19 protein-coding genes are annotated in these 21,704 nt (G+C 65.2%); 6 read left to right on the forward strand and 13 right to left on the reverse strand.

All coding sequences use genetic code 11. The features are described from left to right. Positions 1 to 229 precede the first annotated feature (229 nt). Positions 230 to 580 (forward strand): hypothetical protein, encoded by a 351-nt coding sequence (locus MKD49_RS22355; RefSeq protein WP_088754773.1) that lies wholly within the window; start codon positions 230 to 232, stop codon positions 578 to 580. Positions 581 to 793: 213 nt separating this feature from the next. Here the strand turns inward: MKD49_RS22355 and cysM are convergent, their stop codons facing one another. Beyond that, positions 794 to 1,696: a cysteine synthase CysM gene (gene cysM / locus MKD49_RS22360; RefSeq protein ID WP_034338429.1), complete on the reverse strand. Its 903-nt coding sequence runs from the start codon at positions 1,694 to 1,696 to the stop codon at positions 794 to 796. 264 nt (positions 1,697 to 1,960) lie between these two features. On the opposite strand from cysM, the gene MKD49_RS22365 reads away from it, so the two are divergent. Continuing rightward, the gene (locus MKD49_RS22365; RefSeq protein ID WP_252697405.1) at positions 1,961 to 3,613 is read left to right on the forward strand and encodes an isovaleryl-CoA dehydrogenase; all 1,653 of its coding nucleotides are present in this window, start codon (positions 1,961 to 1,963) and stop codon (positions 3,611 to 3,613) included. A 10-nt stretch (positions 3,614 to 3,623) separates the two neighbouring features. Here MKD49_RS22365 and MKD49_RS22370 read toward each other — a convergent pair whose 3' ends face one another. Continuing rightward, positions 3,624 to 5,474, reverse strand: a complete 1,851-nt coding sequence (locus MKD49_RS22370) for a hypothetical protein (RefSeq protein WP_252697406.1) — start codon at positions 5,472 to 5,474, stop codon at positions 3,624 to 3,626. A gap of 201 nt (positions 5,475 to 5,675) precedes the next feature. On the opposite strand from MKD49_RS22370, the gene MKD49_RS22375 reads away from it, so the two are divergent. Continuing rightward, positions 5,676 to 6,044 carry a hypothetical protein gene (locus MKD49_RS22375; protein WP_252697407.1) on the forward strand — a complete coding sequence of 123 codons (369 nt, stop codon included), beginning with the start codon at positions 5,676 to 5,678 and terminating at the stop codon, positions 6,042 to 6,044. Here MKD49_RS22375 and MKD49_RS22380 read toward each other — a convergent pair. Then, positions 6,038 to 6,868: a helix-turn-helix transcriptional regulator gene (locus MKD49_RS22380; RefSeq protein WP_252697408.1), complete on the reverse strand. Its 831-nt coding sequence runs from the start codon at positions 6,866 to 6,868 to the stop codon at positions 6,038 to 6,040. The genes MKD49_RS22375 and MKD49_RS22380 overlap by 7 nt on opposite strands. A gap of 88 nt (positions 6,869 to 6,956) precedes the next feature. Here MKD49_RS22380 and MKD49_RS22385 point away from each other — a divergent pair, with 88 nt between their 5' ends. Then, positions 6,957 to 8,198, forward strand: a complete 1,242-nt coding sequence (locus MKD49_RS22385) for an MFS transporter (RefSeq protein ID WP_305882138.1) — start codon at positions 6,957 to 6,959, stop codon at positions 8,196 to 8,198. Between the two features lie 105 nt (positions 8,199 to 8,303). Here MKD49_RS22385 and MKD49_RS22390 read toward each other — a convergent pair whose 3' ends face one another. The 10 genes from MKD49_RS22390 to MKD49_RS22435 form a co-directional block, all read right to left on the reverse strand. Continuing rightward, positions 8,304 to 8,960 carry a PEP-CTERM sorting domain-containing protein gene (locus tag MKD49_RS22390; protein ID WP_209579742.1) on the reverse strand — a complete coding sequence of 219 codons (657 nt, stop codon included), beginning with the start codon at positions 8,958 to 8,960 and terminating at the stop codon, positions 8,304 to 8,306. A 125-nt stretch (positions 8,961 to 9,085) separates the two neighbouring features. After that, the gene (locus tag MKD49_RS22395) at positions 9,086 to 10,906 is read right to left on the reverse strand and encodes a methyl-accepting chemotaxis protein (protein ID WP_034338452.1); all 1,821 of its coding nucleotides are present in this window, start codon (positions 10,904 to 10,906) and stop codon (positions 9,086 to 9,088) included. A gap of 542 nt (positions 10,907 to 11,448) precedes the next feature. Continuing rightward, complete coding sequence (locus tag MKD49_RS22400; RefSeq protein WP_252697409.1) at positions 11,449 to 12,732, reverse strand: MSMEG_0569 family flavin-dependent oxidoreductase; 1,284 nt, start codon at positions 12,730 to 12,732, stop codon at positions 11,449 to 11,451. A gap of 49 nt (positions 12,733 to 12,781) precedes the next feature. Then, positions 12,782 to 13,069, reverse strand: a complete 288-nt coding sequence (locus MKD49_RS22405; protein WP_252697410.1) for an MSMEG_0570 family nitrogen starvation response protein — start codon at positions 13,067 to 13,069, stop codon at positions 12,782 to 12,784. Continuing rightward, the gene (locus MKD49_RS22410; protein ID WP_252697411.1) at positions 13,062 to 14,258 is read right to left on the reverse strand and encodes an MSMEG_0565 family glycosyltransferase; all 1,197 of its coding nucleotides are present in this window, start codon (positions 14,256 to 14,258) and stop codon (positions 13,062 to 13,064) included. The genes MKD49_RS22405 and MKD49_RS22410 overlap by 8 nt, the downstream gene beginning before the upstream one ends. Continuing rightward, complete coding sequence (locus tag MKD49_RS22415; protein ID WP_252697412.1) at positions 14,259 to 15,260, reverse strand: sll0787 family AIR synthase-like protein; 1,002 nt, start codon at positions 15,258 to 15,260, stop codon at positions 14,259 to 14,261. Next, positions 15,257 to 15,817, reverse strand: coding sequence for an MSMEG_0567/Sll0786 family nitrogen starvation N-acetyltransferase (locus tag MKD49_RS22420; RefSeq protein ID WP_252697413.1), 561 nt, complete (start codon positions 15,815 to 15,817; stop codon positions 15,257 to 15,259). The genes MKD49_RS22415 and MKD49_RS22420 overlap by 4 nt, the downstream gene beginning before the upstream one ends. 1 nt (position 15,818) lies before the next feature. After that, positions 15,819 to 16,901, reverse strand: coding sequence for an MSMEG_0568 family radical SAM protein (locus tag MKD49_RS22425; protein WP_121044812.1), 1,083 nt, complete (start codon positions 16,899 to 16,901; stop codon positions 15,819 to 15,821). After that, positions 16,858 to 17,940: a Nit6803 family nitrilase gene (locus tag MKD49_RS22430; RefSeq protein ID WP_252697414.1), complete on the reverse strand. Its 1,083-nt coding sequence runs from the start codon at positions 17,938 to 17,940 to the stop codon at positions 16,858 to 16,860. The genes MKD49_RS22425 and MKD49_RS22430 overlap by 44 nt, the downstream gene beginning before the upstream one ends. 15 nt (positions 17,941 to 17,955) lie before the next feature. Beyond that, positions 17,956 to 18,438: an MSMEG_0572/Sll0783 family nitrogen starvation response protein gene (locus MKD49_RS22435; protein WP_006463016.1), complete on the reverse strand. Its 483-nt coding sequence runs from the start codon at positions 18,436 to 18,438 to the stop codon at positions 17,956 to 17,958. A 443-nt stretch (positions 18,439 to 18,881) separates the two neighbouring features. Between MKD49_RS22435 and MKD49_RS22440 the strand changes: the two genes are divergently transcribed. Together MKD49_RS22440 and MKD49_RS22445 are read left to right on the forward strand one after the other, a co-directional pair. Then, positions 18,882 to 20,276, forward strand: coding sequence for a PLP-dependent aminotransferase family protein (locus tag MKD49_RS22440; RefSeq protein WP_034338469.1), 1,395 nt, complete (start codon positions 18,882 to 18,884; stop codon positions 20,274 to 20,276). Positions 20,277 to 20,457: 181 nt separating this feature from the next. Further along, a complete protein-coding gene (locus MKD49_RS22445; RefSeq protein WP_252697415.1) occupies positions 20,458 to 21,672 on the forward strand; it encodes an HD-GYP domain-containing protein in 1,215 nt (404 codons plus the stop codon). Positions 21,673 to 21,704 lie beyond the last annotated feature (32 nt).

Below are 21,704 nucleotides of genomic sequence, written 5' to 3' on the forward strand. Positions count from 1 at the left end.
ATATAGACATAGAATTATTGTTGTGCTGCTGCTTCAGGCGCACTAGGTCAGAGAACAGAGAACTTGAACCGTGTTGTTTTGAAGCCGTTCTTTGATAGGGCTTTCGATATCTTGCAGAAAGAGGCAACGCCTTCTCGGATAACGTCAGTCGCGTTTTGCAGTTTTACAAACAATTAATGCATAGGCGCAATGCCTTCCACAAACATCTGCATAATGGAACGTCCCGATCATGAATACCCACGATACTGCTGAATCCAACTCGATCACCGATCACGTCAACTACGATCCCAACCATCTGCTCGATGCGCTGATCGAAAAGCTGCATCTGAAGAATGATGCCGCCCTGTCGCGCGCGCTGGAAGTGGCACCGCCGGTGATCAGCAAGATCCGTCACCGTCGCCTGCCGGTGGGCGCATCGCTGCTGATCCGCATGCACGAGGTGAGCGAACTGTCGATCCGCGAACTGCGCGAACTGATGGGCGACCGCCGCGAAAAATTCCGCATCAGCGACAAGCAGTTCAAGCCGAAGCCAGGCGCAGCGCCCGGCGCACCGGCACCGACTGGCGGCACCCCGGAGTAATCCGCTTCTGTCCGGCAGCATCGCCCCCGCGGTGCTGTTGCTGAGGCAGAGCTTGAGGAAAACTTAATTTCCATACGGAAAAAACTAAGTTTTCCTTGCGCCCGACCATATAAAAAACGGAGCCATCGGCTCCGTTTTTCATTGCATCCTGTTGTGCGCACCGTGCGCATCGTGCGCGTCCGCTGCTGCGGACCACGCACTGCCTTCACCGCCTCAAGCCGGGAACACGCCAGTCGACAGATAACGATCCCCGCGATCGCACACGATGAAGACGATGGTCGCATTCTCCAGCTGATGCGACAGGCGCACCGCAACTTCACAGGCCCCGGCTGCGGAGATGCCGCAGAACAGGCCTTCCGTCACGGCCAGCTTGCGCGCCATGTTTTCGGCATCGGCCTGGCTGACGGATTCCACCTGGTCCACGCGGGAGCGGTCAAAGATCTTGGGCAGGTAGGCTTCCGGCCACTTGCGGATGCCGGGAATGGACGAGCCTTCTTCCGGCTGCGCGCCCACGATCTGCACCTGGGCATTCTGTTCCTTGAGGTACTGCGACACGCCCATGATGGTGCCGGTGGTACCCATGGCGCTGACGAAGTGGGTGATGCTGCCCTTGGTATCGCGCCAGATTTCCGGACCGGTGGTCTCATAGTGCGCCAGCGGATTGTCGGCATTGGCGAACTGGTCGAGGATCAGGCCTTCGCCGTTCTTCTGCATCTGTTCGGCCAGGTCGCGGGCGTATTCCATGCCGCCGCTCTTGGGTGTCAGCACGATCTTCGCGCCATAGGCGGCCATGCTCTGGCGACGTTCTTCGGAAAGATTTTCCGGCATCAGCAACACCATCTTGTAGCCGCGCATGGCCGCCACCATCGCCAGGGCGATGCCGGTATTGCCGCTGGTGGCTTCGATGAGAGTATCGCCGGGCTTGATCTGGCCGCGCGCTTCGGCGCGGGTGATCATCGAGTAGGCGGCACGGTCCTTGACCGAACCGGCGGGATTGTTGCCTTCGAGCTTGCCGAGGATGAGGTTGTTGCGGCGCTTGGCTTCTTCGCCGCCGATGCGCGGCAGCTGGATCAGCGGGGTATTGCCGATGGTGGATTCGATGGTCGGATAAGACATCTGCTTGGCTTCCTTGCGCAGCCGTGCGCAGGCACGGGGCGATCTTTGGTCGAAAGGGGCATTCTAATATGACTCCACCGCATGTGCCGGCGGCGCGGCCTAACAAGATGCTTATAAGGATATAGCCAAATCATTTAAAGGAATGTTGCCCTGTCCGCCCATCGACGATGCCCTACACTGTAGTGAACGGTAGTGAACACGCCCCCATCACAACTCCAACAGGGCGTACTCATCGGCAAGCGGCTGCGCAACCATGGAGACGACATGCACACCCATGACATCACCAATCAGGTCCCCGACCTGTGCGACTACAACCTCTACCGCAGTGACCTCGCCCTGAGCGAAGCGGTACAGCGCGAAGGCGCACACTGGCACGACTGCACCCTGGCCAGCCAGGGCGAGCTGCTGGGCCGGGCCGAGATGCGTGAACTGGCCACGCTGGCCAACACGCACACGCCGGTGCTGCACACGCATGACCGCACCGGCCATCGCATCGACGTGGTGGAATTCCACCCGGCCTGGCATACGCTGCTGGAACAGCTGCGCCGCGCCGGCCTGCATGCGCTGCCGTGGATGCAGCCGGGCGATGGTGCCCACGCCGCGCGCGCCGCCGGCTACTTCCTGCATGCGCAGATCGAAGCCGGTTCGCTCTGCCCGACCACCATGACCTTCGCCGCCATCCCGGTGCTGCAGCAGGAACCGGCGCTGTTCGAACAATTGCGCAGCCGCCTCTTCTCGCGCGAGCACGACGGGCGCGACCTGCCGATCACGCAGAAGCGCTCCATCCTGATCGGGATGGGCATGACCGAAAAACAGGGGGGTTCCGACGTGCGCAGCAATGCCTCCATCGCCATGCCGGCCGATCCGCTGGAAGACGGGCGCGGCAAGGCTTACCTGCTCTCCGGTCACAAGTGGTTCTTCTCGGCACCGATGTGCGATGCGCACCTGATGCTGGCGCGCACCGAGAACGGCCTGTCCTGTTTCTTCGTGCCGCGCTGGCTGCCGGATGGCACGCGCAATCCCATCCTGATACAGCGTCTCAAGGACAAGCTCGGCAATCGCTCCAACAGCAGCAGCGAAGTGGAATTCGAGGAAGCCATGGGCATCATGGTCGGCGAGGATGGCCGCGGCATTCCGACCATCATCGAGATGGCCAACCACACGCGCCTGGATTGCATCATCGGCAGCGCCGCGCTGATGCGGCAGGCCTTGGTGCAGGCCATCCACCATGCGCGCCACCGCAGTGCCTTCGGCCGCCGGCTGGCCGAACAGCCCATCATGCGCGCCGTCCTGGCCGACCTGGCCCTGGAGAGCGAGGCCGCCACCCTGCTGATGCTGCGCGTGGCGCATGCCTTCGATGCGCCCGATGATCCATTGCAACGCGCGTGGAAGCGCATCGTCACGCCCGCCGCCAAGTTCTGGATCTGCAAGCGCGCGCTGGAATTCACCGGTGAATGCATGGAAGTCTGGGGCGGCAACGGCTATGTGGAAACCGGTCCGATGGCGCGGCTCTATCGCGAAGCGCCGGTCAATTCGATCTGGGAAGGCTCGGGCAATGTGATGTGCCTGGACGTCCTGCGTGCCATCAGCCGCGAGACCGAAGGCTTCGCGCAACTGCTGATGGCACTCGACGATGCGGCCAGCACCCATCCTGCGCTGGCACAGCGGGTGCGCTCACTCAAGCAGATGCTGTCGGCAACGGAGGAAGAACGGGAAGCCTGTGCCCGGCGTCTGGTACAGCAACTGGTGCTGGCCCTGCAGGGCATGCTGATGGCGCACCATGCCCCGGGCGGATCGGCCGATGCCTTCCTGGCCAGCCGCGCCGACGGTGATGGTGGACGTGTCTACGGTACCCTCGGCGGCACCAGCCTGGCGGCGCAGCAAGCCATCCTGCAGCGCGCCTGGCCCGACGCATGAGGCCACTGTCTCAGCCCGGCAGCGAGGGCATCAACGGACTGCGCTCGGCCCACGCCACGAAGAGTTTTCCACGGCGTGCGCGCACGCGGCGCTTCTTCATGGCGGAGTAGACCAGCTCGGCCAGCGTGCGCTGTTCGGCCGGGCTCATGGTCAATGACATGCGATACATGCGCAGCAGCATCAGGGCATTGTTCATGAAGGCGTTGTCGGCAGCATCGCTGCGCGCCAGCGCCGCCATCTGCGCGGCCAGCGTGAGCGTACGCGTGCCCTCGGCGGCGGCTTGCGCGGGCTGGCGCAGCCACTGCGGTTCCTGATCCTGCAAGGCAATGCGTTCGAGCACCATGCGATAGGAGGCTTCCAGTTCGCCGGACTCGCCCAGGCTGTCGCCGATGGCCACCCCGGCCAGTCCGGCCAGCAATTTTTCCAGCGCGCTGAAATTGCTGGCATGGCCGCTCAGTTCGCCATCGCGCCAGCCACCGCCGGCAGGGTCCAGCAGCCAGGCCAGGAAACCATGATCGAGTTGCGTCTGGCTGGCCGCACGGCTGGCCAGCAGACGGCGCGCGATCACGGCCTCTTCGCTGCTCATGCGCGCGGCATGCGACAAGACCTGTTCCACCGCCTCCATGCCGCCGTCTCCCGACTGGCCCACGGCCGCCAGGCCCGCCGCTGCGGCACGCCAGCGGCGATAGGCCGCCAGGTCGCGCGCCAGGGCATCGATGTCTTCCAGCGCCATTGCATGCGACTGCGCATAGGCGTAGGCCTCGGCCAGGAGGCGGCGATCCCCATAGGCGAGGAAGTCACGTGGATTGGTCCCTGCCGCAGCACGGCGCACCGGGGAGGGCTCGTCCTCGCGGCGCGTGACGCCGAAGACGCGTTGCAGCAGCACCAGATAGGCGCTGTCCTGCGCCGCATGGGCGCTGTTGCTGATCTGAACCAGATCGGCCAGGCGCGGTGCGGCGGCGATCAGTTCGGCCAGCGAGGGGCCGAGACGGGGCAGCATCAGTCCGCGAATCACGCCGCCGGCCAGCGCCAGCGGACCGAGCGGCAGCACCAGGGTTTCCAGCATGCGCGCCAGGTCGGCTTGTTGTTGCGGCGGTAAAGCATTCGGCGAGGAAGGCGACTGCAACTGGTAGAGATCGAGATACTGCTGCAGCAGTTGCGCGTAGTTGTCCGGATAGGCGGTCTGCTCCAATGCAGACAAGCTGGCATAGAACACCAGCGCCGCCGTGATGACCGGCTTCCAGTCACCGCTCTCCAACGCGCGCTGGAACACCGGTGCCCAGTACTTCTGATCCAGCGAAGTGCGCTGGTTGGCCGCTGCGTAGCGCTCGTTGGTGGTGTAGGCGCCGCTCTCGTCATAGACGATGGCCGACAGCTCGGCGCGCGACATGTAGGTAAACGGATTGTCCGCGCGTCCATACAAGGACTCGGTGGCCTGGCGTGCCTGGCGCAGCCGCTGCGGATCATTCGACGGTGGCAGCTCGGCATCGGCGGCCGCAATCGCATCGGCCCCGCGGCGCGCGGCCACCAGCCGTGCTTCGATCGCAAAAAGCGTGTCACGCGTGATCGGGCGCGCGGCATCGATGAGGGTCTTCACCACGCCTTGCATGGGACTGGCCTGGGCCGCCTCGGTCGAATCGACCGCCGCCGTGGTCACGCTATCGACCGCCGTGGCCAGGGCCGCCATCAATTTGCCCTGGGCCGACAGCGACAGCGTCACGCCTTCTTCGGGCAGCGCGGTGACGGTCGCCACGGGCGCGCCCGGCGGCGCAGCATTGGCCTCGTTGCGCGGCTGTTGTTGCTGGGCCAGTTGCGTGAGCGCATCGCGCGCCGTGATGGCCAGATCGGTTTCCATTGCCATGTCCACTCTCCTGGTTCGGAGTTCTCATGACTTGATTACGGTAAAAGATCGGCAATCTTTACACTTGCAAACCGGCATCATCCAGGCGGGACGCGGCGTCTCGGGCGATTGAGACGATTGCGGCGAACGTGGCGGCTCAGGATTTCTCCGATGCGCAGGTGCATGGCGAAGCGCTACATTAGGGCGGAACAGGAGAATCTCATGAACAAGACCCATGCCGTCGTCGCGCTGCTGGCGCTGATGCTGACCTGGCAAGCAGCCCGCACCGAGCGGGCCCTGGCCGCCAATGCCGGTGCGCTGGATATCTCGGTAGTGGTGGCGGAGAAGTGCCGCGTCGATTTTTCCGAGGGCAGCGCCGATTTCTTCCAGGTCTGTTCCGTCGGCGAAGGCGCAGCCAATGAACGCGCCCAGCAGATCATGGGGGCCGTCACGGCCCTCGCCCCGCAGGATGATCCCTACTTCCTGGAGCGTGACCCGCAGCGTCCCGAGCGCGCCGCAGGGGCCGACCGCGCGCAGGCTTCCGCGCCTGCGCTCCGGCGTGGGCCCAAGGTGGTGGTCATCAACTACTGAGCGGGTGAGTCCAGCGTGATGCGCCGCCGGTCCTGGCGCGGCAGGTAGTGATTGGGCGAGCTGCGCAGAGCCTTGCGGAACATGTTGGAAAACGCGCTCTGGCTGCGATAGCCCAGTGCCTGCGCCACCACCCCCACGGCATCCCCGCGCGCCAGCCGCACCAGCGCTTCGCTCAGGTGCACCTGCTGCACCCAGTGGCGAAACTGCAAACCCGTTTCCTTCGGAAACAGCCGGATCACCGTGCGCACGCTGGCCCCGCCCATCCCGGCCCAGTCGGCCAGCGAAAACTGCCGCCCGGGATCGTCCAGAATGGCTTCGCAGATGGCCTGCAGGCGACGGTCGCGCGGCCACGGGATGGCCACCGGAATGGCCGGCGCACGGGCCAGTTCCGACAGGATCAGTTCGGCCACATGGCCGGCCCGGCTGCGCGGCGCATACTCGCGCGGCTCGGCCAGCAAGGCCAGAATCAATTCGCGCAGCAGCACCGACACTTCCAGCAGCCGGCATTGCGCGCCCAGCGCCTGGCCCTGCCGCTCCTCGATGTAGAGGGTGCGCATGCTCACGCGCGTGAGCATCAGGATCTCGTGCTCCACCTGTGGCGGCACCCACAACGCCCGCTGCGGCGGTACCAGCCACACGCCTTGCGGGGTGCGCACCTGCATCACCCCGTCCACCGCATAGAGCAGTTGGCCACGCCGGTGCGAGTGCGCCGTCAGCAGGTCGCGCGCCGACAGCTCGCGGGCAAAGGCCACCACGCTGCTGGGCAGGTGCTGGAAGGCATCCACTTCGGCGCTGGGGCAGACGGAAGTCAGGTGGGCACGCATGGCATTTATTCGACAACAAGTGTCATCAGCATGAATAGGTGCCAATGATACGCTTCGGGTCTTCCTCGTGCTTGCCATCCCCGACACCATGACCAGTGCCACCGACTCCAATGCCACCCTGCCTTCCGGCGCGACGGCCTCCACCGATTCTCCTGCGGCCATCGCCGCCCAGCCGCTGGTGATGAGCATCATCCTGGCCTGCGGCGGCGCGCACCTGATCAATGACATGATCCAGGCGCTGCTGCCCTCGATCTATCCCATGCTCAAGACCGGCTACGGGCTCACCTTTACCCAGGTCGGGCTGATCACGCTGACCTTCCAGGTCACCGCCTCCCTGCTGCAACCCTGGATCGGCATGTATACCGACCGCCATCCCCAGCCCTGGCTGCTGCCCACCGGTGCCGTGGCCACCCTGGTCGGCATCGTGCTGCTGGCGCTGGCGGGCAGCTTCACTGCCTTCCTGCTGGCCGCCGCCCTGATCGGCATCGGCTCCTCGACCTTCCACCCGGAAGCCTCGCGCATCGCGCGCATGGCCTCCGGTGGCCGCTTCGGCCTGGCCCAGTCGACCTTCCAGGTCGGCGGCAATGCCGGTTCGGCCTTCGGCCCGCTGCTGGCGGCGGCCATCGTGGTGCCGTATGGCCAAGGCAACGTGGCCTGGTTCGTGCTGCTGTCGGTGCTGGCCATCGTGGTGCTGTCGCGGGTGTCGGCCTGGTATCGCGGCCATCTCGCCGCCAACAAGGGCAAGGCCAGGCCGCGTGCGGCGCAGGCACTGCCGGCGGCTACCGTGCGCCGCGCGCTGGTGGTGCTGGCGCTGCTGGTGTTTTCCAAATACTTCTACATGGCCAGCTTCACCAGTTACTTCACCTTCTACCTGATCGAACGCTTCCAGATGTCGGTGGCCTCCTCGCAGCTGTTTCTGTTCCTGTTCCTGGGCGCGGTGGCGGTGGGCACCTTCGTCGGCGGCCCGATTGGCGACCGCATCGGCCGCAAGCTGGTGATCTGGATCTCGATCCTGGGCGCCGCGCCCTTCGCCCTGATGCTGCCGCACGCCAACCTGTTCTGGACGGCCGTACTGTCGGTGGTGATCGGACTGGTCATCTCCTCGGCCTTCGCCGCCATCGTGGTCTATGCGCAGGAACTGGTGCCGGGCAAGGTCGGCATGATCGCCGGCGTGTTCTTCGGTCTCATGTTCGGCTTCGGCGGGATCGGCGCGGCCCTGCTGGGCCATCTGGCCGACCTCTACGGCATCGCCTGGATCTATGGCCTGTGCGCCTTCCTGCCGCTGGCGGGCGTGCTGACGGTGCTGCTGCCGGATGTGCGCGAGCGTTGAACTTCACAAATCCGCTGCTCCACAAGACAAAAAAAAACGCGCTGGCCCGCAAGCCAGCGCGTTTTTCTTCCTATGTCGCGCCTGCTGGCGCAGCCACTAACCTGATCAGGCCGCAGCCAGCGGCGCTGCGGCGGCAAACTTGCTGCGGCGACGCATGGCCATCCAGCCCACCACGGCCAGACCGGCCAGCAGCATGGCATAGGTCGAGGGTTCCGGGACCGCCGCCACGTTGCGCAGCGCAGCGTTGGAGGTGAACAGGGTCACGTTGGAGAAGGCCGGTATCTGGCCGCCGTTGTTTTTCCAGTTGATGGCAAAGGTGCCGCTCTGGGTCTGGCCGGCAGTCAGCACCAGATTGTCAAAGAGGAAGGAACCGGTGGCATTGCCGGCGTGGATGCCCAGCACCAGGTCCATCTGCAGGCTCTTGCTGGAGGTGATGGTCCAGGTGCCGGTCTTGCTGCCGCTGGCCAGGCTGAAGCTCAGCGTCAGGTTGGAACCCAGCACCGGATTGGTGGAACCCGACAGCGCGCCGGTCGAATCCACCTTGCCCAGCAGGTTCCAGGTGCCGCCACCGAAGGAACTGCTGAACAGCGAGCTGTCGCCATTGGGGCCGGACTGCGCATTGCCGGTCGACCAGACGAAGTTGTTGGCCTTCTGCCCGGCCAGGGTCACGTCATTGATGCTGGCAGTGCCGGCGCTCGCACCCGGGGCTGCGACCGCGATTGAACTGGCTACCAGAAGGATGGCTGCAATCAGGGCTTTCATGGGGTTCCTCTTTGTTGTCGAATTGATATCTTTACAGGTTCGATTTTAATCAAACGACAACAAAAAGTTTAGCTTTTTTTACAACTAGTTGTTATTTCAACCACAATTTCTTACTGGTGTGAAATTCATTGCCGTGCTGCATCCCGCAAGCGGAACAGGGCCACCACTTCCGCCAGGCGCGCTGCCTGCTCCTGCAGTTGCTGCGCCCCGGCGGCGGCCTCTTCCACCAGTGCCGCGTTCTGCTGCGTGGCCTGATCCATGTGGGCCACGGCGTCGTTGGTCTGCTGGATCCCCTGGCTCTGCTCGCGGCTGGCGGAGGTGATCTCGGCCACCACGTCGCTGACCTTGCGCACGCTTTCCACCACGCTGCGGATGGTGCTGCCCGCTTCGCTGACGGTCTGCTCGCCGGCGCGTACCTGCTCCACCGAATCGCCGATCAGGACCTTGATCTCCTTGGCGGCCGTGGCCGAACGCTGGGCCAGCGAGCGCACTTCCGATGCCACCACTGCAAAGCCGCGTCCCTGCTCGCCGGCGCGGGCCGCTTCCACCGCTGCATTCAGGGCCAGGATATTGGTCTGGAAGGCGATACCGTCGATCACGCTGATGATGTCCACGATTTTCTGCGAGGAGGCATTGATGGCGCTCATGGTCTGCACCACCTGCTCCACCATGGCACCGCCACGGCCGGCGATCTCGGAGGCGGACTGCGAGAGCGTATTGGCTTCCTGGGCATTGTCGGCGTTCTGGCGCACGCTGGAGGTCAACTGCTCCATGGCGGCGGCGGTCTGCTCCAGCGAGCTGGCCTGCGATTCGGTACGCTGCGACAGGTCCATGTTGCCGCTGGCGATGTCGCGCGTGGCGGCATGGATGGTGTGGCTGGCTTCGCGGATGTCGAGCATGACGTGCTCGACCTTGTCGACGAAGCGATTGAAGGCGGCACTGATGCGGCCCAGCTCATCGGTACTGCCGTGGGTATCGAGGCGGCGGGTCAGGTCGCCATCGCCATCGGCGATTTCTTCCAGCGCACGCTGCACCACCGACAGGCGGCGCAACACGCGCGAGATCAGGGCACCCAGCACCAGCGCCGCGAGGATGGTCACCAGCACGGCCATGACGCCCGAGCTGGCCAGCATGGCGGTCAGCGAAGCCAGCGCATCGGCGCGGTCCACCGCCACCACCAGCAGCCAGTCGGTGCCGGCCACACGGGCAGCGAACAGCATCTGCTGGCGGCCATCCAGGGCCAGTTCCTGATGGCTGTTGGCGGCCATGGCGGCGGCCAGCGATTGCGGGGTGATGGCGGCATCCAGGTCCGACAGCGGCTTCAGGCGCAGCTTGTCATTGGGGTGGGCGATGATCTTGCCGCCCAGGTCGACCAGGAAGGCGTAGCTGTTGGGAGTCGGCTTGATGGCCACCACGTCGGCCACCACGCTGTCGAGCAGCACGTCGGCTGCGGCCACGGCAGTGACCTGGCCATCCTTGCTGATGGCTTCGGCAAAGGTCACCAGCAGCTTGCCGGTACTGGCGCTGGTGTAGGGCGCGGTCAGCACCGGTCCTTTGCTGGAGGCGGCCAGTTGGTACCAGGGACGCTTGGTCGGATCGTAGTCGGGGGCCCGGTTGCGCTGCTGCGAGAACACCGCGTGCTTGTCGGCATAGCCGATGTAGGCCAGGTCGAAGCCACCGGCGGTCTCGGCCGCCTTCACGAAGGGCAAGGGCTCGGCGGCATCGGCCGCCTGCTTGATGGAAGACACCACCAGTTTGCGGGCGTCGGACCATTCGGCAATGGCAGACGCCTGGCTTTGCGCCAGCTGGGCCATCTGGCCATCCAGCGCGCTCATGGTGCGCGATCGCGCCGTGAGGAAGTTGGTCAGCACGATGGCCAGCATGGCCAGCACGACGATGCCGGCACAGAGGGCGATGAGTCGGGTACGCAGGGAGGAAGATGTCATGATGTGTGGATCTGGAAAAACTGTGGATGATCGGCAAACGCCGGCCCCGGCCACAGCAAGGCTGCGGTCGGACCTGAAGGCGGATGGAATGTCGTTATGACCCCGGTCTGGCCGGAGTGCAGGGAATGGTGCCGTCCGCAGTCATGAGCCCGGCCGCTGCCGTGGCTCGCCCCGTTCTGATGCGGATGACGCCATGTCGGATCCTTCCCCCGTTGTAGTCACGCGATCCGATTGATTGCAAGCGTAACAGCGGGCGATGCGGGCGTTTCACAAAATCGTGAAGTTCCCGGCACATGCAGATGAAGTGATGCGCGCATGCCACGTTGCCATGCGGAAACGCCCACCCTGCTTGCCGCACGGCGGGCGCTGCACTTTTCTTGCGATTTAAGTCTGGCTTAATTTTCGGGGCCTAGAGTACGCACATCGGGATCTCCTCTTTCCCCTTGTCCGCTGCGACGACATCCAGCGGATCTTTCAGCCCGTCCCTCCCCCGGACGGGCTTTTTTTCGTGACGGCGCGCTTGGCCAGTGTTCCGGGGGCTCTCAGGCCGCCTGCGACAGGTCCGGCTGACCAGCCTGCGCCCGCAGCGCACTGATGTGATCGAACAGGTAGCGGGCATCGCGGTCGATGCCCGAGAAGCGGCCCGAGCCCCAGGTGTATTGCCAGGGCAGGCCGAGGAAATACAGACCCGGTGCAGCCGTCACGCCGCGCTCATGGCCGGGGTAGCCGCGCCCGTCGAAGATGGGTTCGGCGATCCAGCTGAAGTCGGTACGGAATCCGATGCACCACACCACGGCCGAGACACCCCGTGCGCGCAGGTCGAGCGTGCGCACTTCCTCAGCGGGCGGCTGCCAGACGGGCACATAGCGGGCCTCCGTCGGGGCCTCGATCTGCTGCGCGGCGATGAACTTGTCGATGCTGTCCTTGATGCTTTCGGAGACTGCATCGGCCTCGTCGAGATAGCCCTTGAGGCCGCCACCGAAACGCACCACCTCGCCCTCCAGCGTGTCGAACTTGCCGTAGAGCTGCATGCCTTCCAGGGCGAACTTGCGCAGGTCGATGTCGCGCCCGCCATCCCGGCCCGTGACGTAGTGATTGGTCTTCTCGCGCACCCCGGTGCCCAGCGGATGCTGGTCGACCGGCAGGTCGTAATACTTCATCTTGTCCAGCCACTCCACCACATCCTTGCCGCGATAGGTGCGCGCCACGCGCGGAGCTTCACCCACGCCCAGATGCACGCGCCGGCCGGCCAGGTGCAGGTCCTCGGCGATCTGGCAGCCGGACTGGCCGGTGCCGACCACCAGCACTTCGCCCTCGGGCAGCGACTGCGGATTGAGATACTGGCTGGAATGGATCTGCACGATATCGGCAGGCAGGCGCTCGGCCGCGCGCGGCACCACCGGGATGTGGTAACCGCCGACGGCCACCACCACCTGGTCCGCCGTGTAGGCGCCATCGCTGGCGCTGAGATGCCAGCGCTCCCCCACGCGCCACAGCTTCCCGACCGTCACGCCTTCGCGCACCGGCGGCTGGAAGCTGGCCACGAAACCATCGAGGTAGGCCACGATCTCGTCCTTCTTCATGAAGCCATAGGGATCGTCGCCGCGATACGGATAGCCGGGCAGGTTGCATTGCCAGTTGGGCGTGACCAGGCAAAAGGTATCCCAGCGTTCATGCCGCCAGGCGTGGCCGACCTGGTGTTTTTCCAGTACCACGTGATCGATGCCGGCTTGCTTCAGGTACCAGCTGATCGACAGGCCGGCCTGGCCGCCGCCGATGATGATGACGCTATGGTGGCGCGCCGCGCCTGAGACTTGGTTGGACATGGTGTACCTCGTGCAGTGATGTCGTGTTGGATAAGGCGTGATGGAGCGATCAGGGCATGAAGGACTCGACCCTGACCACCGGATCGGCATTGGCCTCGAAACGGGCCGCCATCTCCTCGATGCGGCGCAGCTGGTCCAGCGCCGAGGAACAGGCGAAGCCGTATTTCGCCCGGACCCGCTCGCTGCCGATGTTCAAGGCCGTGGCGCTGCGCTGAACAAAGTCGGCCAGCGCGTAGCTGCGTCCCTCCTCCAGATGTTCCTTGACCACCAGCGAGGGGGAATAGCAGTCGGTGACGGTGTCGTCCGGCCAGCGGACACGAAAGTGCATTTCAGGCATGGTGTTCCTCTTGGAATGACGCTGCCACGGGCTGGCAGCGGATGAAATCTGCATACAGCTCCACATGCCGGCGTGCCGAGCGCTGCCACGAGAAACGCGCACAGACTTCCAGGCCTGCCGCGATCAGGCCAGGCCGCGCCGCCGGCGCCAGCGCATGCGCGATGCCGGCGGCCATCGAGGCCGGATCGTGCGGATCGACCCAGGCACAGCAATCGCCATCGAGGTATTCCGTGAAGGGCGCGATGCGCGACACCACCACCGGTACGCCACTGGCCATGGCCTCCAGCACCACCAGCCCGAAGCCTTCCTTCAGCGACGGAAAGACCAGCACATCGGCGCAACGGAACAGCGACGGCATGTCGGCATCGTCTACTTGCCCGAGGATGCGCACGGCGTCGGCCGGCAAGGCGGCGGCCGCCAGCTCGGCCTGGAAAGCTCGCTGATAACCGGCATGATCCAGCACGCTCGCGCCCCCGGCGATGACCAGTTGCGCCTGCGGATAAACGCGGCGCAGGCGCACGAATGCCTGCAGGATGCCCAGCGTATTCTTGCGTGGCTCCACGCCGCCCACCGCCAGCAACAGCGGCTTGCCGGTCAGGCCCTGCGAGCGCCGCACGGCCTGGTCACGCGGATCCGGCCGGGGCGAATGGCGCAGCATGTCGACGCCGTTGGACACCAGCTCGGCGCGCACGCCATGCTCGCGCTGCAGGATGTCCTGCCAGGTGCGGCTGACGCACAGCAGCCGGTCGGCCATGCGATAGCCGCGTTCCTGCCAGGCATGCAACTGCGGATCATCGAACTGGTCGAGGTGATGGACGGTGCGCACGTAGCCCCGGATCACGCCCCGCTCCACCAGCGTGGCCAGTGCATTGGCGCTGATGGAATCCTGGGCGTGACAAAGATCGAAGGCGTGCATGTCGGTCTGCTCAAAGCAGCGCAGGTAGTCCTCGATACGCTGGCGCACCATGCCGACGACACCCTCGCACTGCACCGGCCCCGGCACCGGATGGAAGGTGCAGGCTGCCGGACGGAACAAGCCCTTGCCGCGCGCATCCGGCGCAAACAGGCTGACCTCATGGCCAAGCGCCTGCAGACCCTCGGCCAGTTGCAGGGCATGCACCACGCCGCCGCGCGGATTGACGGAGTGGGTCAGCATGGCGATGCGCAGCGGTGTGCGTGACGTCTCCATTCATGCCTCCCGGCGCGGACCGCAACCGATCAGCGCTTCCTCAGCCAGGTTCCAGAAGGGCAAACGCTGTCCGTGCCAGCACAGATCGAGCTGGCGGCTGTCATCGATGCGGCCGATGGATGCTGCCGCAATCCCGCGCGCAGCAAAGCGGGCCAGCACCTCCGGCAGGTCATCATCGGCCACGCTCAACAGGAATCCATAACTGGGAAAGGCGCTCAGCCAGCGCTGGAAATCGACACCAGGCGGACACGGTATGGCCTCCAGATCGATCACCGCGCCCTTGGCGGAGCACTCCAGCAGCATCAAGGCGGTGCCGACCACGCCGGCCATGCTGATGTCCTTGGCGGCACGCGCCAGCCCCGCTTCGGCCAGTGCGGGCAACACTTCGAGGTCGCCGCGCAGACGTTCGGCAGGAGCGCCAGTACTGGCATTCCAGTAGGCATACGGTTCCTGGAAGCGCCCGCGCAGATCGATGGCGGCCACCAGGTGTTCACCGCTGCGCGCATCAAAACTGGTCAGCAGGCGCGTGGCCCGGCCGATGATGGAGACGGAGAGCTGCTCGCGGTCGTTGCGGCGATTGCTGTGGCCGCCCACCAGCGGCACTCCATAGACGCGCGCGCCCTCGGCCAGTCCGTCGAGGATGGGCCGCGCGGCCTCGCCACCACGGCTCCACAGGGCATCGACCACCGCCAGCGGACGTCCGCCCATGGCGTAGATGTCGCTGACGTTGACCATCACGCCGCAGTAGCCGGCAAACCAGGGCTGCTGTTCGACGAACTCGTTGAGGAAACCTTCGATGGCAAACAGCAGATAGCCGTCGCCATCCGGAATGGCCGCGCAGTCGTCGCCTACGGCCAGCGTATGGCCCTGGTGCTGCATGGCCGGGGCCGGCGGCAGCGCCTGCATCACGGCATCGATATCGCGCTTGTGCGCGATGCCGCGCGAGGCACGCAGGGTCTCGATGATCTGCGCCAGCGTGGGCGAACTGTCGCGCGCATTCATGGCGTGCGCTCCTCGCGGCCCACGACGAAACCGACATCGCCATCGCTGATCGGTGGATAGAACGACAGGTCGGCCTGCATCAGGTGATGCGGCAGACCATGGACTTCAATCTCTGCCAGCGTATGCCAGTGCAGGCGGTGGAACAGCGGCGCATTCTGGCTCTGCACCTGGGCCAGGAAGGTGTGGCAGCCGTGCGCATGCGCGGTGCAGACGGCCAGCCGGATAAGACCGCTGCCGACTGACCCGACGCGGCGCGCATGCCGTGCCACGGCCAGCCGCGAGCCATGCCACACGCCTGGCGAAGATTCATGGATTCGCACCGTTCCTATGATTTCCCGCCAACCCTCATCGCGCTCCAGAACGGCCACGATGGGCATGGCGATGGCATCGGTAGCGTCGCCATCGTCCTCCTGAAATACGTTCTGTTCGGCGCAAAATACGGCACGGCGCAGGCGGCGCGCTGCTTCGCGCTCCACTGTCTCCAGCGCCAGCTTGATGCGCACGCCCCGGGCCAGGATCTCGGGGGCCAGCGATGCGTGTTCGGCGACGTCGCTCATCTCACTTCCTTTCGAACGAAGACAGCGAAGAGCAGGCACCGCACTTGCCGCACCCGGCCTTGGCATCGCCCGATCGCATGCCGGCGTGCTCCAGCATGGCCGCCAGCGGTGCCAGCAGGCGGCGCATGGCGACGGCATCCGGCGAGGGATGGTCTTCCAGCGGCGTGCCCGAGATCGGTACAAACGGCACCACGAAGGGATACACGCCCAGCGCGATGAGCTGCTCGCTCATTTTCAGGATGGCCTCGTCGCTGTCGCCCAGGCCGGCCAGGATGTAGGTGCTGACCTGCCCGCGCCCGAAGACCTCGACGGCAGCGGCGAAGGCTTCCATGTAGCGCTCGACAGGTACGGTGGCCTTGCCGGGCATGATGCGTTTGCGCACTTCCGGCGTGACCGCTTCCAGATGCATGCCCAGGGTATCGATGCCGGCATCGGCCATGCGGCGGAACCAGGCATTGTCGTCCGGCGGCTCGCACTGGCCCTGGATCGGCAGGTTCACCGCCGACTTCACGCCGAAGGCGCTTTCGCACAGCAGCTGCGCGCCGCGATCGGTGGCATTGGGCGTGCCGGTGGTCATGACCATATGCTTGACGCCATCGAGCAGCACCGCCGCGCGCGCCACCTCGCCCAATTGCTCGGGGGTCTTGCGCAGGATGGTGCGGCCGGCCGCCAGCGACTGGCCGATGGCGCAGAACTGGCAGGACTTGCGGCGGCTCTCGTAACGGATGCAGCTCTGCAGGATGGTGGTGGCCAGCACATCGGCGCCATGCAGCGTGGCGATCTTGCCGTAGGGGATGCCATCGAAGGTCTGCATCTTGTAGAAGCGCGGCTGATGCGGGAAGGACACCACGCCCACCTCGACGCCATCGCGCAGGATGCGGGCAGCGCCATCGGCACCCGGCTGCGTGGCCACGTAGGGCGAGGACCAGGCCCCGGCGGTATGCACCGGGATCATCACGGTGTGGCCATCGACGGTCACCGCCTTGTGATCCGACGGCCCTGCCCCGCCCCGGCGGCTCTGCGCGCCGGCAGCGGGATCGTCAAGACGCAGTCCCAGGGACTGCAGTTCCGAGATCAGCTCCACGGCCGCCTTGCGGCTCGGGCGCTGGGGATGCAACTGGATGACGGCTGTCTGCATGAGGGAACCTCGCGGAAGGATGAGTGACGGGAGCAGGCTGTTCGGCCGGGAACAGCGAGGACATGGGAGACGTGCGGCGATCATCGATCACCAGGTGCAGCAGTTCCGGGCGCGCATAGTGGCCCACCGAATCCATCATGCGCTTGCGCTTGGTGACCAGCTCCATGTCGAGGTCGGCCACCAGGATGCCTTCGCCGCTGCGCAGGGGCTCGGCCAGCAGCTTGCCTTCGGGCGACACGATGGCGGTACAGCAGCCACCGCGCAGCGCCTTCTGCGCCTGGGGATCGGGCTCGATGGCGGCGATCTGTTCATCGCTGAGCCAGCCGGTGGCATTGATGACGAAGCAGCCCGATTCGAGGGCGTGATGGCGGATGGTCACCTCCATCTGGTCGGCAAAGATCTGCCCCACCATGGAGCCGGGGAATTGCGCGCAGTGGATTTCCTCGTGCTGCGCCATCAGGCTGTAGCGCGCCAGCGGGTTGTAGTGTTCCCAGCAGGCCAGTGCACCGAGACGGCCGACGGCGGTCGGCACCACCTTCAGGCCGCTGGCATCGCCCTGGCCCCAGATCATGCGTTCGTGATAGGTCGGCGTGATCTTGCGGCGCTTCAGCACCAGCGTGCCATCGGCATCGAAGACCAGCTGCGCGTTGTAGAGCGTGCCGTGGTCGCGTTCATTGACGCCCAGTACCACCACCGTCCCGTGTTGGCGAACGGCGGCGGATACGGCCTGGGTCACGGGACCGGGCACCGTCACGGCGCGCTCGTAGAGCAGCAGGTGTTCCGGCCCCGAAGCGAAGGGCGGCCGCACGAACGAGAAATACGGATAGTAGGGAACGAAGGTCTCCGGGAAGACCACCAGTTGCGCACCTTGGGCCGCAGCATCGGCGATGGCCTGGCACACCTTGGCCACGGTGCCGTGTTCGCTGTCGAGGTCGGGCGCGATCTGCACCGCCGCCGCCCGTACCGTTCTCTTGTGCATGCTCATGGGCCGCCCTTCCGCTTACAGGGTCCAGGTGTCGAGAATGAAGGCGTTGTCGCGACGATGCAGCAGCACCAGGTCCAGCACGTCCAGCGGATTGATGGGACGGATGCCCGGGATCAGCGAGGGCTCGCCATGGCCGTACAAAGCCTGCAGCGCGAAGCGGCAGGCGTAGACCTTGCCACCCTCTTCCATGAACTTGACGATCTGCTTGTTGAAGTTCTGGTGACCGGGAAAAGCCTCATCCCCCAGGGTCGGGAAACCGCGCTGCACGCCCAGGGTCACGCCGGGGCCATAGAGCAGGATCGAGGTCTCGAAACCCTTGCGCTTCAGGCGCGTGGCCTGCAACAGATTGACGAAACCGATCGAGCCTTCGAATGCCACGGTGTGGAAGGTCACCAGCGCTTTTTCGCCCGGCTGGGCTTTGACGTCTTCGAATACCTTCTCTTCATAATCCACCAGGAAATCGCCGGGGGCGTGGGCTGCTTTGGTGACTGCGGGCATGGTGATACTCCTCTCGATTGCTGTGGGTCGGCACTTGGGGAAGTGGTCCGGCGACCTCGCCGCGACGCTGGCATTGAATGCATCAGGCGTGCCACCGGCACCCCGTCAATGCAGGAATTGACTGCATAAAAATCCCGTCAATCTCTCCACGCGAAGGCGCAGGCCAGCATCGGTGCGGCTTGGCGAATCATGATCGGCGAGGTGTTTTTTGACCCTGGCGAAGCAATCCATTCAATCGCTCCATACAATTCGCCAACACCGCGCAAACCCGCTTGCACTCTGGCGCGGCGAGATGTGTTGAGTTGGTGCGCAAGGGTGCGCGACGTGATGCACGACGGTGCAATTGGCGACAACCGCGGCGGCGATTGGATGGAATGCAACTTGCATTCAATGAGATGTTTCGATGCAGTCAATATTGAACGCCGGCAATCAAGGAAAGCACCATGTCCAAGCACAGCAGCGTATGGGTTCCCAAGTTGAAGAAGGGCGGCGGCCCGCTCTATCTGGCCATCGCCAATGCGATTGCCGAGGATGTCGCCACCGGCCACCTGCAACCCGAACAGCGTCTGCCGCCGCAGCGCAAGCTGGCCGAGTTGCTGGACCTGGACTTCACCACCGTGGCCCGCGCCTATACGGAAGCGCATCGGCGCGGCCTGGTGGATTCGGTAGTGGGACGCGGCACCTTCGTCTGCGGCAAGCGGCGGCCGCGCATTCCGCGCGTGACCGAAGGCCGGCCCAACGTCGACATGTCGATGAACATGCCGCCCGAGCCGGAGTCGCCGGAGCTGATGGAGTTGATGCAGGCGGGCTGGAACAAGGTCAACGGGCGCCTGCGTGATCTGCTGCGCTATCAGGATTTCGGCGGCTCGACTGAGGATCGTGAGGCCGGCGCGCTCTGGCTGCGCCGGCGCGCGCTGGTGGTGGAACCGGAACGGGTGCTGGTGACGCCGGGCGCACAATGTGCGCTGCTGGCCATCCTGACCATGCTGGTCGGACCGGGCGGCGTGCTCTGTTGCGAGGACGTGACCTATCCCGGCCTGCGGGCGCTGGCCGGCCATCTCAACATCAAGCTGGTCGGCTTGCCGATGGACAACGAGGGCATCGATGCCGTGGCCTTCGCCGGTGCCTGCGCGCAATATGCGCCCAAGGCGCTGTACTGCAATCCCACCCTGCTCAATCCGACCACCTGCACCACCTCGCTGTCACGCCGCCAGGCGCTGGTGGACATTGCACGCCACTATGAAGTGGCCATCATCGAGGATGACGCCTATGGGTTCCTGCCCCGCGCAGCGCCACCGGCCATCGCCAGCATCGGCAGCGAGCTGACCTACTATGTGACCGGCCTGGCCAAAAGCGTAGGCGCGGGTCTGCGCATTGCCTACATGGTGGCCCCCGACGCTGCCGCCGCCGCGCGCCTGACCGCAGCCCTGCGCGCCACCACGGTGATGGCCTCGCCGCTCACCTCGACCCTGGCCACGCACTGGATCCGCGACGGCGTGGCCGACCTGGCGCTGGCCAACATCCGCAAGGAATCGATGGCGCGGCAGAAAATCGTGGCCCGCATCCTGCCCGAGCACAGCTATGCCTCGGAAGCGGAGGCCTTCCATCTGTGGCTCAAGCTGCCCGGCGGCTGGCAGGCCAGCAGCTTTTCGGCGCAGATGCGCAGCAACGGCGTGGCCGTGGTGGGCGTGGACGCCTTCTCGGTGACGGCGGCCCCGCTGCAGGCGGTACGGGTGTGCATCGGCGGCATCGCCAGCCGCAGCGACCTGCAGCACGCCCTGGGCCTGATCCGCAGCACCCTGGCCGAGCAGCCGCTGATCAAGCCGGCGGTGGTCTGAGCGGCCCGTCCGGGGCGAAATTGGCGAAATTGCAACAAGCAGAATCTTTCACATATGGTCATGCATATGAGATCATTAACGACCGGCAATCCTGACCGCACTGCCCTCGGCGCTCCACCGCCTGCGGCCCAGGGATGCCACGCCAACCCGTTCCCCGGTGCGCCGGAAAGATGTTCGAGAAATGTTGAAAAAAATTAAAACGGAGGATCTGGTCCTCGGGATGTATTTCTGCGGCTTCGAAGCGGCCTGGCTGGACCATCCGTTCTGGAAGAACAAGTTCCTGCTCAAGAACGAAGCTGACCTCAAGCAGGCGCATGCCAGCGGCATCGAGCACTGCTGGATCGATCCGGAGCGCGGCCTGGATGTGGCCGAAGCGGCTGCCGAGACCGGGCAGGATGAAGCCGCAGCGCCCGCCGAGCCGAGCCCCGAACTGCCGCCCGGCCCCGACATCGACACCACCCTGCTGGACGCCGAAGCCCTGCGCGAGAACGCCAAGAAGGCGACCAAGGCCATGTTCAGCGAAGCCCGGCTGGGCAAGGCGCTGGACATGGAGCGCTGCGTCACGGTGGTGGAAGAAATTGCCGGTGCAGTCCTGCAAAGCCCGAATGGCACACTCAGCGTGCTGCGCCTGAAGCTGGCCGATGAATATACCTACCTGCACTCGGTGGCGGTTTGCGCCCTGATGGTGGCCTTGGGCCGCACCCTGGGCCTGGATGAGACGGCCTGCCGCGAAGCCGGCCTGGGCGGCTTCCTGCACGATGTGGGCAAGGCCTTCCTGCCGCATGACCTGCTCAACAAGCCGGGCAAGCTGACCGACGAAGAATTCACCCAGATCAAGAAGCACCCCGAGCTGGGCTACAAATACCTGAGCCAGGACCCCAACGTGCCCGATTACGCGCGCGATGTCTGCCTGCACCATCACGAGAAGATGGATGGCCACGGCTATCCGGAACTGCTGCGCAGTGGCCAGATCAGCCTGTATGCGCGCATGGCGGCGATCTGCGACGTGTATGACGCGCTCACCTCGGACCGTCCCTACAAGCGAGCCTGGGACCCGGCCGAAGCGATTTCCAGCATGGCGTCCTGGACCGGCCACTTCGACCGCGCCATGTTCCTGGCCTTCGTCAAGACCCTCGGCATCTATCCGGTGGGTTCCATCGTCAAGCTGGAATCCGGCCGCTCCGGCTTCGTGATCCGCCAGAATGCGCAGGACCTGACGCGGCCGGTACTGAAGGTGTTCCGCTACAACGACGACATGGAAATGAGCGACACCGAGATCCTCGACCTCATGGCCACGCCCGAAGCCGATACCATCGTCGCCCGTGGCGGCGAGGAATGGGCGCGCCTGAGCCATCTCGATACCATGCGCATGCTCAGTACGGGCACGCCCTCCTGAGTCTGAGCCTGAGCCCGCTGACCGGTCCGGCC

It is taken from the genome of Herbaspirillum sp. WGmk3 (genome assembly GCF_023952535.1).
Lineage (GTDB): Bacteria > Pseudomonadota > Gammaproteobacteria > Burkholderiales > Burkholderiaceae_D > Herbaspirillum > Herbaspirillum huttiense.